The organism is Acinetobacter higginsii (genome assembly GCF_000369525.1).
In the GTDB taxonomy this organism is placed as follows: domain Bacteria; phylum Pseudomonadota; class Gammaproteobacteria; order Pseudomonadales; family Moraxellaceae; genus Acinetobacter; species Acinetobacter higginsii.
Genome location: NZ_KB850072.1, coordinates 2,222,178 through 2,240,878, shown reverse-complemented (window position 1 = coordinate 2,240,878; position 18,701 = coordinate 2,222,178). Strand labels below are relative to the sequence as shown.

At 43.0% G+C, this 18,701-nt stretch carries 16 protein-coding genes; 13 read left to right on the top strand and 3 right to left on the bottom strand.

Going from position 1 to position 18,701, the window contains the following annotated elements:
• Window positions 1–49: 49 nt before the first annotated feature.
• Both F902_RS16655 and F902_RS16650 read left to right on the top strand, forming a co-directional pair.
• The gene (locus tag F902_RS16655; RefSeq protein ID WP_005205227.1) at window positions 50–3,556 is read left to right on the top strand and encodes a two-partner secretion domain-containing protein; all 3,507 of its coding nucleotides are present in this window, start codon (window positions 50–52) and stop codon (window positions 3,554–3,556) included.
• 171 nt (window positions 3,557–3,727) lie between these two features.
• Window positions 3,728–5,095, top strand: a complete 1,368-nt coding sequence (locus F902_RS16650; protein WP_005205226.1) for a PQQ-dependent sugar dehydrogenase — start codon at window positions 3,728–3,730, stop codon at window positions 5,093–5,095.
• 358 nt (window positions 5,096–5,453) lie between these two features.
• Here F902_RS16650 and F902_RS16645 read toward each other — a convergent pair whose 3' ends face one another.
• Window positions 5,454–5,813, bottom strand: a complete 360-nt coding sequence (locus F902_RS16645) for a hypothetical protein (RefSeq protein ID WP_004805381.1) — start codon at window positions 5,811–5,813, stop codon at window positions 5,454–5,456.
• Between the two features lie 367 nt (window positions 5,814–6,180).
• Entirely contained in the window at window positions 6,181–6,573 is a 393-nt protein-coding gene (locus F902_RS16640; RefSeq protein ID WP_004805383.1) for a hypothetical protein, read from the bottom strand.
• A gap of 371 nt (window positions 6,574–6,944) precedes the next feature.
• Here F902_RS16640 and F902_RS16635 point away from each other — a divergent pair, with 371 nt between their 5' ends.
• From F902_RS16635 to F902_RS16620, 4 genes are all read left to right on the top strand, one after another.
• Entirely contained in the window at window positions 6,945–8,288 is a 1,344-nt protein-coding gene (locus F902_RS16635) for a spinster family MFS transporter (protein ID WP_005205223.1), read from the top strand.
• A gap of 89 nt (window positions 8,289–8,377) precedes the next feature.
• Window positions 8,378–9,388, top strand: coding sequence for an AraC family transcriptional regulator (locus F902_RS16630; protein ID WP_005205220.1), 1,011 nt, complete (start codon window positions 8,378–8,380; stop codon window positions 9,386–9,388).
• 84 nt (window positions 9,389–9,472) lie between these two features.
• Window positions 9,473–10,579, top strand: a complete 1,107-nt coding sequence (locus tag F902_RS16625; protein ID WP_005205218.1) for an NAD/NADP-dependent octopine/nopaline dehydrogenase family protein — start codon at window positions 9,473–9,475, stop codon at window positions 10,577–10,579.
• A 1-nt stretch (window position 10,580) separates the two neighbouring features.
• Window positions 10,581–11,570 (top strand): 3-hydroxybutyryl-CoA dehydrogenase, encoded by a 990-nt coding sequence (locus F902_RS16620; RefSeq protein WP_005205215.1) that lies wholly within the window; start codon window positions 10,581–10,583, stop codon window positions 11,568–11,570.
• Between the two features lie 57 nt (window positions 11,571–11,627).
• On the opposite strand, the gene F902_RS16615 is transcribed toward F902_RS16620, so the two are convergent.
• A complete protein-coding gene (locus F902_RS16615) occupies window positions 11,628–12,095 on the bottom strand; it encodes a MarR family winged helix-turn-helix transcriptional regulator (protein ID WP_032811936.1) in 468 nt (155 codons plus the stop codon).
• A 148-nt stretch (window positions 12,096–12,243) separates the two neighbouring features.
• On the opposite strand from F902_RS16615, the gene F902_RS16610 reads away from it, so the two are divergent.
• From F902_RS16610 to F902_RS16580, 7 genes are read left to right on the top strand one after another with little or no spacing between them, the layout of a single operon-like run.
• On the top strand, window positions 12,244–13,356 hold the full coding sequence (locus tag F902_RS16610; RefSeq protein ID WP_005205213.1) for an amidase: 1,113 nt from the start codon (window positions 12,244–12,246) through the stop codon (window positions 13,354–13,356).
• 18 nt (window positions 13,357–13,374) lie between these two features.
• Entirely contained in the window at window positions 13,375–14,541 is a 1,167-nt protein-coding gene (locus F902_RS16605) for an acyl-CoA dehydrogenase family protein (RefSeq protein ID WP_026057516.1), read from the top strand.
• A 41-nt stretch (window positions 14,542–14,582) separates the two neighbouring features.
• Window positions 14,583–15,110: a nuclear transport factor 2 family protein gene (locus tag F902_RS16600; RefSeq protein ID WP_005205211.1), complete on the top strand. Its 528-nt coding sequence runs from the start codon at window positions 14,583–14,585 to the stop codon at window positions 15,108–15,110.
• Window positions 15,111–15,140: 30 nt separating this feature from the next.
• Window positions 15,141–16,418, top strand: coding sequence for an aromatic ring-hydroxylating oxygenase subunit alpha (locus F902_RS16595; protein WP_005205210.1), 1,278 nt, complete (start codon window positions 15,141–15,143; stop codon window positions 16,416–16,418).
• 10 nt (window positions 16,419–16,428) lie between these two features.
• On the top strand, window positions 16,429–16,914 hold the full coding sequence (locus F902_RS16590) for an aromatic-ring-hydroxylating dioxygenase subunit beta (RefSeq protein WP_005205209.1): 486 nt from the start codon (window positions 16,429–16,431) through the stop codon (window positions 16,912–16,914).
• 10 nt (window positions 16,915–16,924) lie between these two features.
• Window positions 16,925–17,662 carry an SDR family NAD(P)-dependent oxidoreductase gene (locus F902_RS16585; protein WP_005205208.1) on the top strand — a complete coding sequence of 246 codons (738 nt, stop codon included), beginning with the start codon at window positions 16,925–16,927 and terminating at the stop codon, window positions 17,660–17,662.
• 34 nt (window positions 17,663–17,696) lie between these two features.
• The gene (locus F902_RS16580; RefSeq protein WP_005205207.1) at window positions 17,697–18,650 is read left to right on the top strand and encodes a PDR/VanB family oxidoreductase; all 954 of its coding nucleotides are present in this window, start codon (window positions 17,697–17,699) and stop codon (window positions 18,648–18,650) included.
• Window positions 18,651–18,701: the final 51 nt, after the last annotated feature.

The window sequence follows — 18,701 nt, the reverse complement described above, 5'->3', positions numbered from 1 at the left end:
CGCTCAACAAAAAGTTGAAATAATATTAAAAATCAAAGGGGAAATATAAGTGAATAAAATTTATAGAATTGTTTGGAATGCGACACATCTTTGCTGGCAAGCCGTGAGTGAGAAGGCCAAAGGTGGCGTTGTTGCAACGCAATCAACAACAAAAATCAAATCTAAAACCGCAGTTGCTCATACAGCAAAACTAGCAGCATTCTTTGCGATGAATGTACTGAGTGCAAGTATTGTATTTGCAGGACCAACAGGTGGCGTGGTTAGCTCTGGAACAGCGAGCATTTCAACCGCAGGTACCACCACCACGATTAACCAGTCCACCGCAAAAGCTGCAATTGACTGGAGCAGCTTTTCGACCAATAGCAATGAAATTGTGAATTTCGTGCAACCGAATAGCAGCTCGATTACCTTAAACCGCGTCACAGGTACAAGTGCATCCAACTTAAACGGTCAGTTAAATGCCAATGGACAAGTGTTTATTATTAACCCGAATGGGGTGCTATTTGGCAGTACCTCACAGGTGAATACCGCGGGTTTAGTGGCATCGACCTTAAACTTGAGTAATGCTGATTTTAATAACAATCTATTTAATTTTAACAACCCTACCAATAACAAAACTGTTGAGAACCGCGGCAAAATCACGGTACCTACAGGCGGTACGGTTGCCTTAATTGCGCCAACAGTAAAACAGACAGGTACGATCAAAGCACTGCAGGGTAATGTATTATTGGCAGCAGGCGGTGATATTACCCTGAATTTAAATAATGGTAGTTTGTTGGGTTACACCATTAATCAAGGTAAAGCACAGGCCTTGATTAACTCAGGTGGAATGATTCAGGCCGATGGCGGTAAAGTGATCCTTACTGCAAAAGGGATTGATGAATTAAGTAATGCGGTGGTGAATAGTGTTGGGGTGATCCAAGCACAAACGGTGAATAATGTTCGTGGCGTGATTGAGCTTGGCAGTGATTTAAGCAGTGGTACCGTGAATGTGAGCGGTACCTTAGATGCATCAGCCCCAAATGGTGGTAATGGTGGGCAGATTAAAACTTCTGCGGCAGAGGTTAATATCAATTCTGGTACGAATATCACGACACAGCGAAATAGTACCAGCAGCTTACCGCCGACCACCAGTGGCTGGGAACTGAAAGCTAAAAATATCGATGTCGATTTCTTTGGTGGTAGTGTCAGCAGTACCACTTTGGGTGATGCTTTAAATAAAGGCAATGTCACTTTGAATGCGATGGGTACAGCAGAAGGTCAAGGCAATATTAATATCAATGACGCAACCAGTTGGAATGCCAATACTGCACTGACACTAACCGCAACTAAAGATATTAACTTTAATAGTGATTTGGACTTAAGTGGAGATAAAGCCAAGCTTGCCATGAACTATGGTGCAGGCTCGGATTACAACTTAAATAATGGTGCCAAGATTAATATTAGTGGTTCATCCCCGACGTTGTTGATCAATGGAAGTTCTTACATTGTGATCAATGACCTAGGCGAAGAAGGTGATGCCAATATCAATACCTTGCAGGGGATGAACAATAACCTGACTGGGAATTATGTCCTGGGAAGTAATATTGATGCATCAGATACGGTGAATTGGAATGATGGGAAAGGCTTTGATCCCATTGGTAGTTTTGGCATCATCGTTACGATATTGAATGATCCAAATAATCCAGGTGGAATAACTGCAACTCAAACAACGATTGATAAACCTTTTACAGGGGAGTTTCATGGACTTGGGCATACGGTTAATGGACTCTATATAAACAGGCCTAGTCCACTACTGTATGAAATTCCGACACAGCTACCAGCAATTTTTGATGCTTATTCAGTGGGTTTATTTGGTGCAACGACAAATACGCTGAGGGATGTTGGAACGATTGAAGGAATGGTAAGCGGTACTAGTAATGTGGGGAGCTTGATCGGGTTCCAAAAATCTGGTGTCGTTAAACATGTATTTAGTTCCAATGCAGTGCAAGGAACCTCAGGAATAGGTGGACTCATCGGTGTAAGTGGCTACCGAGATGAAAATCATCAACAAAGCACAGCTTCTATTTTGAACTCTTATGCGACGGGTGAAATTACCCTGTTAAGTCTCCCTGATCCGCTTATTGGAACCAATGCTGGTGGATTGGTCGGTAAAAGCTATAGTTTAATTAAAGAGAGTTATGCGACGGGAAATATTCATTCAGAACAAAGCAACTCCTCAACAGTTGGTGGACTGGTTGGGCAGCAAATAAATAATGACATTATTCAGAGTTATGCAACAGGCAATATTTCTGGAAACATTGACAGCTTAGGCGGTCTAGTGGGTTCGTTATTATTTTCTCAAGGAAATACCAAAATTTTGCAAAGTAATGCCACAGGAAACTTGAATGGAAAATCTGCGGTCGGTGGCTTAGTAGGTTCGATTGGTCTTGAGGCTGTTTACAATAATCCGACGCGTGATATCAATGCGATTGCTTCCATTGAGGACAGCTTTGCCGCAGGTAAAGTAACAGCTACTGATGATAGCTATCTGTCATCAGCAGGAGGGTTAATTGCTTCAGTTAATGGTGTTGTCAAAGTTAAAAATAGTTACTCTACTGGAGAGGTGATTGGGACATCTAAAACTGGAGGTCTCGTTGGTTCAATCAGTAATAGTTTCCCAAGTTTGCAGAATAAGACTGAAATTGAAAATAGCTATGCAACAGGGAAAGTCACTGGAACCGAGTATACAGGCGGTTTGGTCGGCTTTAATTTATCTGAAAGTATTATCAAAAATAGCTCTGCTCAAGGCGATGTTCAGGGAACAAACAGTGTAGGTGGTTTAGTTGGATTTAATGCCACAGAAATTTTGAATAGTTCAGCTCAGGGGCATGTCACTGGGGAAAAAGATGTGGGTGGTTTAGTCGGGAAAAATTTACAGGGGGTAAACAATAGCTTTGCGACAGGCAATGTAACTGGAACCGAGAATGTTGGTGGCCTCGTCGGCTATAATGAAAAGTGGGCAAATGCTGAAGAGGGTGTAATTTTTCGTAGTTATGCCACTGGTTCGATTAACGGAAGTACCAGTGTCGGCGGTTTAATTGGCCTGAATAATTTAGGGCTTGTGTCCTCAAGTTATGCAACTGGCAATGTGAAGGGATATCAATATACGGGTGGCTTAGTTGGGAATACGCAAGGAGGGCATCTTCTCAATACCTATGCTTTGGGTAATGTTATTGGGCAAAACTCTACTGGTGGATTACTTGGAGGTAGAACAACGAATTACTTACCAAAAGTTGAAAATAGCTTTTCTTCTGGTTCTGTCAGTGGCGTAACGAATACAGGCGGACTGATTGGCAATACCAACGGAATCACGATTGATGTAAATAGCTATTGGAATAAAGAGACCTCTGGACAAAGCCAAAGTGCTGGCGGGTATGGAAAAACCACGGCTGAACTGCAACAAATTCAGACTTTTGCAGGTTGGGATATTGCTGATGTTTCAGATCCAAATTCAACTTCGACGTGGGTAATTGATGAGAATAATAGCACCCCATGGTTGCGCTATAATCACTAGTATTCAAAACAAGAATGCGTTGATAAAACAAGAGGTTTCGACCTCTTGTTTTGATGAATTGTTTATTTAAACGATGATTTCACCTGAATACTCATCGATTAAACACGTTGTATTCCAATGCTGCATCGGATTATGCTTTTGATAATGAAAAAATAAAACATAAGGTAAGCGATGTCGACTCAACTAAAATGGTTCATGTTCGGAACCAGTATTGTTCTCGTACTTGCAGGCTGTAGCGCCGCATCTAAATATCCGATTTCAGCAAGTTATGGCCCTCAACCCGTATTGCCCAAACCTCAATCGAGTTTAGTGCCTACTGTTAATATTGCTCCTGCTAAAGGTTGGCCGAAGGGAGTGATGCCGACGCCAGCAGAAGGTTTAAAAGTTCAGGCATACGCGCAAGGGCTAGACCATCCAAGATGGCTCTATGTATTACCAAATGGTGATGTGTTGGTAGCTGAAACCGATGCACCACCTAAGCCCGATGATAGCAAAGGGATTCGTGGAAAAATTGCGAAAAAGGTGATGCAACGTGCAGGGGCATCTTTTCCAAGTGCCAATCGTATTCGTTTACTGCGTGATACCAATGGCGATGGGATTGCTGATAAAAATACGGTTTTCCTCGAAAACTTAAATTCGCCGTTTGGTATGACTTTGGTGGGGAATACACTTTATGTCGCCAATACGGATGCCTTGATGCGTTTTCCTTATCAGGATGGTGCGACAAAAATTACGGCGCAGGGAACGAAAGTTTTGGAACTACCCGCAGGAAAACTCAATCATCATTGGACGAAGAATGTGATTGCAAATCCAGAGGGTACCAAACTATATCTCTCTGTTGGGTCGAATAGTAATGTGGCTGAGAATGGACTGGATAAGGAAGTTGGTCGAGCGCAGATTTTAGAGTTTGATATTGCCACTGGCAAAGCCAGACCTTTTGCGACAGGACTGCGGAATCCGAACGGAATGGGTTGGCAACCACAAGGTGGTCAGCTCTGGACGGTCGTAAATGAGCGTGATGAGTTAGGTAGTGATTTAGTGCCTGACTATATGACCTCAGTCAAAGACGGGGCATTTTATGGTTGGCCCTATAGCTATTACGGTCAGCACGTCGATACGCGAGTAAAACCACAAAATCCTGAGATGGTGGCCCGTGCACTTAAACCTGATTATGCTTTGGGAAATCATACTGCATCTTTAGGATTGGCCTTTTATGCAACGGAATTAATGCCACAGTATCGAGGTGGCGCATTCATTGGTCAGCATGGTTCATGGAATCGTAAACCGCATAGTGGTTATAAAGTGATTTTTGTGCCGTTTAGAAGTGGTCAGCCGTATGGGCAACCACAAGATGTATTGACTGGCTTCTTAAATGACAAAGGTGAGGCATATGGAAGACCTGTTGGCGTTGCGATTGATTTTTCTGGCGCACTTTTAGTGGCTGATGATGTTGGGGATGTGATTTGGCGTGTATCGCCTATCGCTCAAACCACGTACGAAAGTCCCATGCAAGAGCCTAAAAGCAGTCATTTAAAATAGTAAATGTTTAAAATAAAAATATGCTTAAAGCTTTAGTTTGAAGCTGGGTGTTGAAAGTCTTAGATAGACAGTTATGTATTGTTTTTGTGATTAGTTATGCATTTTTATTGTATTTGGTGATATAAATAACGCATTCGCGATAAGCTTCTCTGTGGAATGTCTATATCGTAATCTCATTCTCTTCCCCAAGGGTTTGAGATTTTTTTTGTTTGAAAAATATAGATCAATTATATTTAGACATGAAATGGAGGTTGTAAAACAGCCGATCAGCCTTATTGAACAAGGATTTGATTTAGATGCATTTGGAGAACTGATTTAAAATCTGTTCCCCAATTGATTTGGAATAATAAATGGGGGCTTATTTCTTTTGTTTAAAACGATATTTGCACTTTAAGCAACGATAATCCTGAAAAATATTCTTATCGACCATCACACCCGCTTTTTTTCCAAAAATATTACCAACGACGCCCCCCGTAACACCTGCACTGATTGCACCGACAAAAGTGCCTACCGTACCACCGACAATCACACCAAGAGGTCCAGCAACCGTACCAATTGCTGCACCTATGGATGCACCACCTGCAGCACCACCGACTGTACCCGCAGTCGTACCTGCGGCCGTCAGTAATACACCGCCCGTAGTTCTCAATAATTTGTCATGATTACGTGTTTCAATTTCAGTCGAACCACATTTAGGGCATTCGATAGGTTTTTCCATAAAACGATTTATCCTGTATTTCTTTATTGAGTCGCACAGTCGATTTTGCTCAATAACATGAGTGAGTCAATATCATACTTTGGAAGAAGATATGTTCTGATGAGAGAAATCAGCGACATCACTTTTTCAGTTTTGATTTTAGCGGAACAATGGCATAAGTATTTATGGTTCATGTAAATACTTGTACTTTAATAATTATCCAGATATCGAAGTCAGGATATCAGGGCAGAGCAGCATTTGCTGCGCACCTGATTCATTGATTTTAAGCTAAGGGTTAAACTTGAAGGGAGAGCATTGTTATAGTCGATTTTAGATCTGTTTGGTATGTAAAAACTCTTGTTTTTACAAGAATTTTTACATGATTTATTTAGGCTAAAAATGTTTCTTGCAAATAGCTCCAGACCATTTTTCCGTTAATTTCTTCAATTAAAGCGCATGAGCGTCGAATTAAAATACCTGTGTCTTTGGTGTGCTTTTCGGTATAGGTCAGAACAATTGCATCTTGTTTTTGCATTAAGACTTGCTCGTCATAGATTTCAATTTTGATATCAGGCATTTTCCCTTGATTGTTGCTAAATAAGCCTTTGACATCTTCAAGTGAAAAACGTTTTCCTGCTGCACCGACCATTTCAAAATGATCAGCAAAATAATTAATCAGTAGGGGAAGGTCTTGTTCAGCATGTTTTCCATTAAAAATTTTCTCAATCAGGACATGCATGCTATGAATGCTTTCGATTGCTTGTTCTTTGATAAGTGCCATATTCATTTCCATTGAAAATCGAGTATCTCGCTTTATTTTAAACCAAAAATAAATGTAAAATTCAATATAATTTTAAAATAAAATAAGCATCAGTATTTTTCACGATTCAGGAAACTTTGATGCAATATTTTAAAAATTATATTATATCAAACATTTAAACCATAAGTAATCATTTAGCCAAACGTTTAAGTCGCCAAGATCGCAAAAAAGGTATAACTTTATACCTGAAATATTATGGAAAATTCCATGTAAAAATAATAAATATAGAGAAGGATGATTTACCTTATTGAAGACAGAGCAGAAACGGATTCTGCTCATATTGTCTCTAATAAGAAGACGCATTAGAAAAATGGCATGGACAAGGAAGCAAAATGGATACGCAATCTACTGAGCCCAAACAAGCTCAATCAAATCTTTATGCATGGTATGTGGTACTACTGTGCATGTTGGCCTATATCTTTTCATTTATTGATCGACAAATACTGGCGCTGATGATCGAGCCGATTAAAGCGGATCTCGGGCTTTCAGACACGCAATTTAGTTTATTACACGGTTTAGCCTTTTCTCTGTTTTATGCCTTTATGGGCTTACCCTTGGCATATCTGGCAGATCGTTTCTCCCGTCCAAAAATTATTGCCATCGGGGTGGTATTTTGGAGTATTGCGACGGCATTTTGTGGGTTAAGTAAAAACTTTCTGCAACTGTTTTTGAGTCGTATGGGCGTGGGTGTGGGCGAAGCTGCTTTGTCACCCGCAGCTTACTCGATGTTTAGCGATATGTTTAGTAAGGATAAATTAGGACGTGCTGTTGCGGTTTATTCGATTGGTTCTTTTGTCGGTGGCGGGATTGCTTTTCTGGTCGGTGGCTATGTGATTGGCTTACTCAAAAATATGGATAGCATCATGGTTCCAGTTTTTGGTGCACTTAAGGCATGGCAAGCGGCATTTATTATTGTCGGGCTACCTGGTGTCTTTATTGGTCTATTGGTTTTACTCACCGTGAGAGAACCTCAGCGTAAGGGTCAGCGTCTCAATGCACAGGGGCAAGTAGAAAAAACCAGTATGAAGGATGCATTCAAGTTTATTAAAAAGCATGGTCGTACCTTCAAATGTCACTATTTAGGTTTTACTTTTTATGCAATGGCTTTGTATTGCTTGATCAGTTGGTCGCCTGCATTCTATATGCGCAAGTTTGGTCTTACCCCAACTGAAGCGGGCTATATGCTGGGCAGTGTGTTACTGGTGGCGAATATCCTAGGCGTATTTTGTGCGGGTTGGCTGAATGACTGGTTTATTCAAAAAGGTCGTAAAGATGCGCCGATGATTACAGGTGTGATTGGGATTGTGGGTTTGATCATTCCGATGATGGTATTTACGCAAGTGAATGAGTTATGGTTATCCGTGGTGTTCTTAGTGCCTGCAATGTTCTTTGCTTCATTCCCGATGCCGATTTCAACGACTGCTATGCAAATGTTGGCACCGAATCAGTTACGCGCACAAATCTCAGCGGTGTTTTTATTGATCAGTAATCTGGTTGCGGTTGGGATTGGGACGACATTGGTGGCTTTGATTACCGATAAAGTTTTTGAAAATCCACTGATGGTCGGAATGTCTTTGTCGATCGTGGGTACGATTTCCTGTGTATTGGCTTTTATCCTATTGAAAAAAGGCTGTCAGGCATTTAGTGACAGTATGCAGCAGGAACATGGATCTTGATTTGATGTTGCACTGAGGATGTCGCAGGCCCATTCTTCGTAATGGGCTTTGTGCTTTGTCAGTGAAATCTTTAGCAAGGGAGTGACGTGATGCAAGCGAGTTTTAAACTGGATCATTTGCATTATCTGGATGAATTTTTATTATTTAAATCTAATGATTATCAAACCATTAAAGATCAAATCAGTCACTATCTCTGCCCGCATCGTTTTGATGTCGAAGTACGAGAACCTCTAAATACGCGTTTGAATGGCTTTAGCTTTGGTAATGGCGCGCTGTACGATCTGAAATATAGTGCGCCAGTCATGATTAACATTGAGGATAGTGCTGACTTTTATTTATTTAGAATCACGCTGGAAGGACAATGTGAGCTCAAATTTGATCGGCAGCAGATCGTGCAATCTGCAGGAATCATGTCGGTCACCCATCCGCATACCCGACAGCAGATCATCACCAATCAGCATTGCCGTAATATTATTTTAAAATTGGCGCAACAGGATATCGAAACTCAATTATTCAACATGTTGGGATGTCGTAGCCAAGAACCGTTGCGCTTTAATTCTTCATTATCCTGTAGTTTGGAAGGGATCGATGCGATTATTGAAACACTGAATTATCTGTGTCATGCTTATTATAATATTCACAACTGGAGCTTTATTTCAGCCAGTTTTAGCCAGTATTTGATCGAGCTGATTTTGCTTAAAATCCCGAATAATTATACCGAACGGTTGAATGCTCAACGGCAACAACTACTGCCAAGCTATATGAAAAGAGCACAGCAATACATTCAGAAACATGTACAACTGACCATTTCCTTAGCTGATTTAAGCCAGTATTGCGATGTGTCGATACGAACCTTGCAAAAAGGTTTTAGCCAGTATTTACAGCAAACCCCAGTGGAATATATCCGTGAGCAGCGCTTGGAACGGGTGCATTTGGCTTTACAACAAGCACTATCTCATGAAACTGTCACCGATATTTTACTAGATCATGGCATCCAAAGTTTTGGGCATTTTTCCAGCCTATATAAAAAACGTTATGGCTGCTTGCCTTCGCATACTTTAAAAAAAGATGCCGTGCCAGTTCATCAAATGCGTGCGTAAATGGAATAACGCTTGCGTATTTGGATAAGCCACAGGTCGTGCTCTCTTTTATGCTGAATTGAAAATTAATCAGCAGGAAAGCAAATGAAAATTACAGTACTCGGTGGCGGACACGGATGTTATGCCGCAGCAGCAGAGATGGCGGAAAAAGGCCACGATGTAGTGTTATGGCGTCGTGACCATGAAGCCTTGCAACAGTTGGCTGCTACAGGTGAGCTTAAAATCAAAGATTATCAGGGTGAGCGCACAGTGAGTGTTGGCTTTAAAAACAGCCAGATTAATCTTTCGGATCATTTAGAAAAAGCCATCCGGCATGCCCAGTTGATTATTATTCCTTTACCCGCAACCACGCATCTGGATTTGGCTCAGCAGGCCGCGCCTTTCTTTCAAGCGGGTCAGGTGGTGTATTTACCGCCTGCAACCTTCGGTAGCTTTGTCTTTGCCAAAGCCATGCGCGAAGCAGGTAACACAGCTCAAGTGGCTTTTGCCGAAACAGGCACACTGCCTTATCTGGTGCGTAAGCATGGGGTCAATCAGATCGTGGTCAGTGGTTATGCGACTCGTTTACCGACTGGGGTTTTGCCAAGCAGCTTGTCCGAGCATGCATTTCAAATTTTAAAACAGGCGTACCCAAGTGTTGAGCCAATTGAGGACAGTTTAAGTGGTGCATTAATGAATGCGGGACCGATTATTCATCCACCGTTGATTTTGATGAATGCGGGACCACTCGAACATTTCGAAGCGTGGGATATTCATAATGAAGGGACACAATCGTCAATTCGCCGTGTCACCAATCAGCTTGACGCAGAGCGTATGCGTGTAAGGGAAGCATTGGGCTATGCTGCACCGCATTTTCCTCTAGCTGATCATTACAATAAAGACGGTGAGGGTGATGAATGGATGTATGGCCGTGGGGCACATGGCAAATTAACCGATAGTGGAGACTGGCGTGAAGATATCGACTTACAGACGCATCGTTATATGCTGGAAGATACGCGTCTAGGATTATCCTTTCTGGTTTCGGTCGGTCGTTGGGTGGGTGTCGCGACACCTGTGGCAGAAGGGCTACTGAATATTGCTTCTGCGGTGACAGGAAAGGATTTGTATCAGGAAGGACGGACTTTTGAGAACCTAGGGCTAGCCGATAAAAGTAAGGCTGAGTTGCAAGCGATCTTGCAGCAAGGAGTCTAAGATGAATCCAATTCAACAAGTTACGGTACTGGGTGCTGGTCGTATGGGTAAAGCCATTGCGCTTGCCTTTGCTTATGCTGGACTCAAAGTGGCTTTAATCGATGCCCGACAACGCACGGAGGCTGAGTTTGAGCAATATCAGGCTCAGGTCCAAACTGACTTAAAACAAGAATTGCAATTGCTGGAAAGTATCCAGTTTATTCAATCTGAACAAACAGCTTTTATTTTGGATCTGGTTAAGGTTCTAAGTCGCACGGCTTCAATATCAGTCTTAGCCCATTGTGATCTAGTTATGGAAGGTGTACCCGAGCTCAGGCAAGCCAAAGAAGATATTTTTACTTGGCTGGATCAATATATTACGCCGACTTGTATTGTTGCATCGACGACGTCAACCTTTCTGGTCACTGATATTGCGCACATGATTTCTCACCCAGAACGGGTGGTGAATGCGCATTGGCTCAATCCTGCCTATCTGATTCCGCTGGTTGAGTTAAGTCGTTCTGAGCAAACTTCAGATGAGGCAGTAAATACCTTGAAAAGCTTCTTACAGGCAATTGGCAAAGTTCCTGTGGTGTGTCATGCCAAAGCGGGTTATATCGTGCCACGGATTCAGGCCTTGGCAATGAATGAAGCGGCACGGATGGTAGAAGAAGGTGTGGCTTCCGCAGAAGATATTGATATCGCGATTCGGACTGGGTTTGGTTTACGTTTTTCGGTGTTGGGCTTGCTGGAATTTATTGACTGGGGTGGTGGCGATATTTTGTATTACGCTTCACAATATTTACAAAAGGAGCTAGGCGAACGTTATCGCACGCCTGAAATTATTGCCGAGAATATGCGACAGCAACGCAATGGCTTACGCGAGCAGCAGGGTTTTTATAATTATCAGCAGATCGATATTGCTGCTTATAAACAACGGGTTTTACAGACATTTTCAGATCGGATTACCGCAAATCAGCTTAAACCGCCGTTTAATATTTTAAATCAGTAATCAGCTTGGTCCACACTTTTGCCCATCTCTGCATAGACATGGGCTTTTGTCGTTGCTTTAGCTTGAGGGCATTAAATCAAACAGCTTTTTTAATTGACCATTCAACTGATGCAGTTCAGCATCATCAAAGGCATTCAGAATCCCAGATAGGGTGACCTGACTGATCTGGTTAATTTGTTCAACCATTTCTTTACCTTTATCGGTCAGTTTCACCATGGAGATACGTTCATCCGATTCGGATGAAAACACCTGCACAATATCATCTTCAACCAAGCGATAAACGGCTTTGGTTGCCGTGGTCAGCTTGAGGGTAGAGAGGTTGGCAATCTCGGTAATACTGGCTTGTTCAAGCGCATTGGTGCTTAAAATAATTTTACGACGTGTATTGTCGATACCTAGTTTTTTAATTGATTTTTCAATAAGTTGTGTGTATTTACCATTCACTTGAGAGATCCAGAAAAAAGGATAGCTCTGTAAGCTGCTCGGTTCATTGTTGGGTAGAAATTGTTCTAAATGAGTAAGCATAGCCAAGTCATTACTTTTATAAAAATGGACATTCAGCATTATACAAAAATTAGAAACATTTTCTTTGTTCTTAATCATGAAAAATACTTGACAATTACATTACTTTTTCCGATATTTGTAATAAGTATAAAAATACATGGAAAAGTGAATGAATATTATTGTACAAGAGGTACAAAAAGGAGCAGGTGCTTTGAAAGTCATGGTGAAAGATTCCATTGATATTCAAGGTATGCAGACCATGGCAGGCAGCAAAGCCTTAATGCACAGCCAACCTGCAAGTACAAACGCGGAAGTGGTAAATCGTATTCTCGCTGCGGATTGCCAAATTACGGCAAAGACCAATCTGCATGAATTGGCTTTTGGGATCACAGGGATTAACCATGCCTTTGGTACGGCACTTAATCCGAAATATCCTGAGCTTATTCCAGGCGGTTCTTCAAGTGGTTCAGCAGCAGCAGTTGCGGCAGGCCTAGCTGATTTTACTTTAGGCACGGATACCGGTGGTTCGATTCGTATGCCCGCAGCATGTTGTGGGGTTTACGGTTTAAAACCGACCTTTGGCCGTGTCAGCCGTGCAGGTGTACATCCAGCAACAAGTTCATTGGATTGCGTTGGCCCTTTTGCAAATTCAGTCAAGATGATTGAAACCGCCATGCAAATCATTGATCCCACTTTCCATCAATCTACTGAATTGACTCAGGTACCGAAACTGGCGTGGCTCAATGTCGTTGCTGATTCAGTCGTCATTGATACGATCCAGCATTTTCTGACTCAAGCCAATCTGACAGTATCAGCTGTGACTTTGAAAGGCTTTGAAGCTGCTTTTAATGCAGGGATGCAGATCATTAATTACGAAAATTGGCAAGCCTACGGTGAGTTGACTGAAACAGGCTTGCTGGGTACTGACGTCAATGGGCGCTTGCTGAAAGCAGCCGACACCACATTGGCCCAAGTCAAACAGGCGGAGCAGGTGAAAGCAGATTTTACCGCCGAGCTTGATGCCTTACTGACTCATTACGATGCCTTGATCTTACCAACCTTACCGCAGATTCCACCTAAAGTTGCTGATGCTGAAAATACTGTGGCTTTTTTAAATCTTACTGGTCTGGTTCGACCTTTTAATCTTTCTGGACACCCTGCGATTTCAATCCCACTACAAACGAGTGAAGGATTACCTATGGGCTTACAAATCGTGGCGAAACACAATGCCGATGAATATTTATGTGCTGTTGCGAAATATATCGTGAGTGCAGCGCAATAACCGAAAAGGAATGAGGGAATGAATAACTTATCGATAAAGGAATTTGTCATGGGCACAACCACAACGGAATTAGAGCGCTTGTGTCAAGAAATTCGTGAACGTGCCTGCACAGGGGAGTTCGATAACCAAGCTTATGTCAGTCAGGATATCATTGAAAAACTCAAACAGATTGGCGTTTACCGTGCTTTGGTGCCGAAACGTTTTGGTGGCAATGAATGGTCACCGAAACAGTTTTGTGAATTGATTGAACAACTCTCTAAAGCAGATGGCTCAGTCGGTTGGGTGGCAAGTTTTGGTATGAGTCCGGCCTATTTGGGCAGTTTGCCTGAAGCAACGCTTGCGCAACTGTATAAAGACAGTCCAGACATTGTGTTCGCTGGTGGCATTTTCCCTCCACAACCTGCGGAAATTACGGATGATGGTGTGGTGGTGAGTGGACGTTGGAAGTTTTCCAGTGGTTGTATGGGCGCAGATATTGTCGGTGTCGGGATTTCACCACAAAAGGACAACGAAGCCCAAGGTTTACCGCGCATGGCAGTGATGCCAGCCAATAAAGCTCAAATCGACATGACCTGGGACACGGTCGGTCTGAAAGGTACAGGCAGCCATGATTTGGTGGTGAAAGATGTGCTAGTCGCGAAGGAGTGGACTTTTGTTCGTGGTGAACCTTCTAAACTGCCTGAGCCATTTTTTAAATATCCATCTTTGTCTTTAGCCACTCAGGTCTTAACCGTGGTCGGGATTGGTGTTGCTGCCGCAGCGATCGAAGAATTTCAAAAACTGGCACCGGGCAAGTCTTCAATTACTGGTGGTGCGGAAATTGCCAGCCGACCTGTAACCCAATATGAATTTGCCCAAGTCGAAGCAGAGTTTAAGGCTGCACGTGTGTGGTTCTACGACACCATGCAGATTGTCTGGAATGAAGTGCTTGCAGGACGTACGCCAACTGCAGAACAAATCAGTGACATGCGTTTGTCTTGTACTCATGTGGCACGAGTTTGTGCCCGTGTCACTCGCAAAATCCAGATGCTGGCAGGCATGACTGCGATTTATACCCACAATCCATTTAGCCGCTTTGTCAATGACACCAATGTGGTGACGCAGCATGCCTTTATGGGCGATGCCACTTTACAGAATGCAGGTTTGGTCAGCTTTGGCATGAAACCAGCACCCGGTTATTTATAAGTCTGATTGGATTAAAGATTGGAATGGCAAGGATGAATGACATGAATGCGCCAATGGATTTAACGGAACTGTTACAACGCCTGCAACAGCTTGAAGCCCAAAATGCGATCCGTAACTGTATCAATCGTTATATGGAAATTTGTGATGCCTTGAATGCCGATACTGACCTGAATGAATTGATGGATTTATTTGATCCGAACAGCATTTGGGAAGGGATTGGCGAGAAATATGCTCAGTCTTTTGGTCGCTATGCGTCTTGGCAAGCCATTTATGACATGTTCAAAAGCTATACCCAAAAGCAGTCGCATTTTGTCATGAATGCGCATTTTGTCAGCTCAGAGCAAATTTATATCGAAGCAGATCAGGCCAATGCCAGCTGGTTGATGTTGCAAACCTCAACCTTCCGTGATGGTCGTAGCCATTTAAATGCCGCCAAACTCACGGTGCAGTTTAAACAGCAACCCGATGGTCGCTGGAAGATCAAACATTTTCAGACTGAAAATGTTTTCAGTCGCCCCGTATCTCACTGGGACAGCATAGCCGCATTGCCAGTGCCGTCTCAGCAATAACCAATGGATAAACCGAAAAGGATCGTGGATATGAACAGTATTATTCCAATGCACAACATTGAGATGGATTACAACGAATTGGTGCAAAGTGATCGTGCCCATACCTCATTGTATAAGGACGAAAAAATCTTTGAAGATGAGATGGAAAAGATTTATTACAGCACATGGGTGTGGGTAGCACATGCTAGCGAGATTCCAGATGGTGGTAGCTATAAGACCATCAATATTGGCAAGCAACCTGTGGTTGTGGTGCGTGATCGTAAGAAAAAAGTGCATGTTCTGCTGAACCGTTGTCGTCATCGTGCTGCAACGGTCTGCGAACATAAAAAAGGTAAAACCAACAGTTTTGTCTGTCCATACCATGGTTGGAGCTATGCATTAGATGGCTCATTACGTGGTGTGCCTTCACCTGAAAGCTATGGCGAATGTTTAGATAAATCTGAGTTTCCATTGATTAGCCTGCGCGTTGAAGAATACAACGGCATGATTTTCGCCACCTTTAAACAGGACATTGAGCCTTTAGAAGATTTCTTGGGTGCTGCGAAAAAATGGATCGACTTGTTTATGAAACAAGGGGCTGGTTATCCAATCAAGGTCTTGGGTGAACATCGTTTCCGTTTTCCGGGTAACTGGAAAATCCAATTGGAAAATACGACCGATGCTTACCACTTCCCATTGGTGCACAAGTCATTCTTAAGTTCAGTCGATGAAAAAACCGAAGAACTGTTTAACTTTGAAAATCAGCCGGGCTATGTCGAAGACTTAGGCAATGGTCACAGTGTGATGGTGATGATTCCTGAACTGGTTGATTTAGATGAAGAGTTGATGGAACGTCCAATTCAGGAACGTTTTGAAGACTTGGCTCAAGCCTTGCGTGATGAAGGACATGAAGAACTGGAAGTGCGCCGTATTGTGCGTGCAGTGGGTGGTTCTGGTTTCAACCTGAACCTGTTCCCGAACATTGCCTGTTCAATGGCGTTCTTCCGCGTGATGCAACCGATTTCTGTCAATGAAACAGAGATTCATCATTCCGTCATTACTATGGATGGCGGTCCACAAATTGCCAACCAATATCGTTTACGTTTGCATGAACATTTCCAAGGGCCGTTTGGCTTCGGTACACCAGATGATTCAGAAGCATGGGAGCGTGTACAACATGGTGCCAATGCTGGTAATGATTTATGGATCATGCTGAATCGCGGTCTGCCAGGTGAAGTCAAAACTGAAGATGGCCTAAAGAGTGATGTCAGTGCTGAAACAGGGATGCGCGCTGCCTATCAGCAGTGGAAAAAGATGATGACGGCTTAAGGAGAGCGCCATGAAAATCGATTTAAATTTACTGAATGAAGTGACCGCTTTTATCTGGGCAGAAGCCGATATGCTGGACCATTCTGAGCATGATACTTGGTTGGACCTTTGGAATGAAAAAGGTGTGTATATCATCCCGATTGATCCGAAACTGACCGATTATGAAAATAATTTGAACTATGCCTATGACGACCATCATATGCGTAAGTTACGGGTACAGCGTCTGGAAAATGGTGAGGCGATTTCAACTGCACCTAAAGCCAATACCGTGCGTAGTGTTTCGCGTATCCGTATCGTTCAAGATCAAGAGGGTGAAATCATTTTGCGTTGTGCGCAGAACTTGCGTGAATTCCGTAAAGAAAACCTCAAGCATTATACCGCTGATGTGACTTTCCATTTGGTTCGTGATGCGGAACAAGGCTTTAAGATCAATCGTAAAATTATCAATTTAGTTAACTCAACCGATACCTTGGCGGGTATCAGCTACATTCTCTAGGAGCGAAAAAATGCAACAGGTTGTTTTAGTCACAGGTGCCGCTTCGGGTCTAGGAAATGTCATTGCCGAATATTTTGCAGCACAAGGGCATCAGGTGATCTTGTCTGCCAGTACTTTAGAGAAAGCAGAGCAAGCCAAAGCACGCAGTGCATATGCAGAGAATCTATTTCCACTGAAATTGGATATCTCGGTTGAGGCTGATTTTCATGCCGCTGTGCAGTGGATTCAGCAGACATTCTCAAAACTGGATGTGTTAATCAACAATGCCACCATGACCAAAGCAACGCCTGTCTTAGAGATTAGCGCAGCGGATTTTGACATGATCACGCAAGTGAATCAGCGTGGCACGTTTCAGTCTTGCCAGATCATTGGTAAATATATGGCTGATCAAGGTTATGGCCGTATCGTCAATATGGCATCTTTAGCGGGACAAAATGGCGGTACTGCAACGGGTGCACATTATGCGTCCACCAAAGGCGCAATTATTACCCTAACCAAAATCTTTGCCAAAGAGTTTGCAGCCAAAGGCGTGACGGTGAATGCGATTGCGCCTGGGCCAATGGAATCACCAATTGTACACAGCGTCGTGTCTAACGAAAAAATGGCGCAATTTATTCAAAATATCCCCGTCAAAGCTTTGGGCAGCATGGAATTTATTGCCGAAACCTGTGCGTTATTGGCCAGTCCAAGTGCAGCTTTCGTAACAGGGGCAACATGGGATATTAACGGTGGATTATTTATGCGTTAAGCCTTAGGCGAGATGCATATCAGGGAGAGAAATCATGACGATACTGTATAACGTGGTGGTAAAAAACCGTCATGTCGAAGGTGGGAATGTTGCAGTCATGGAGTTTGAATCTGCAAATTCGACCGTATTACCCAAAATTGAAGCAGGTGCGCATATTGATGTGCACCTTCCGAATGGCATGGTGCGTCAGTACTCATTGTGCCAGAACCCGAATGATGTCGGTAAGTTTCGACTCGGCATTCTACGTGATCCCGAATCACGTGGTGGTTCAGTATCGGCCTTTGATGAGTTAAAGGATGGCATGCAGATTCAGGTCAGTGAACCGAAAAACCTGTTTCCTTTAGTCAAATCCAAACATGCGGTACTGGTGGGTGGTGGTATTGGAATTACCCCCCTAATTACCATGGCCTATCAATTGGCACAGGAAGGCACTTCTTTTGAACTGCATTACTGCGGTGCAAGCCCAGAACGCTGTGCTTTTGTCGATGAAATCAAAAATGGCATCTTGGCGCCTTTCACGACCTTTCATTTTAAATCGGAAGGGGCGAGTCACCGTGAGTTTTTCCAATCCGCTATTCAAGACATTGATCAAGACAGCCATATCTATACCTGTGGCCCGAATGGATTTATGGATTGGGTGATCAATCTAGCCCTGACTCAAAACTTTCCTGAACAGCAGATTCATAAGGAATATTTTCAGGTTGAAGTTGAAACAGGTGGTGATGCATTTGAAGTGGTGGCACAGCAAAGTGGCAAGATCATTCTGGTCAATGCCGAAGAAACCATTTTGCAGGCCTTGGCACGTGAAGGCATTGAGATTGAAATGTCGTGTGAACAAGGCGTGTGTGGTACTTGCATGTGCGATGTGATTGAGGGGGAACCAGACCATCGCGATGTCTATTTTACCGATGAAGAAAAGGCCAGTAATGAGCAGATTCTGGTGTGCTGTTCACGTTCCAAGTCTGCACGGTTGGTGCTTGATATTTAATTGATTCGAGCAGCAGGCCAGTCTGGTGATTGGCCTCAATAGGATAAAAGA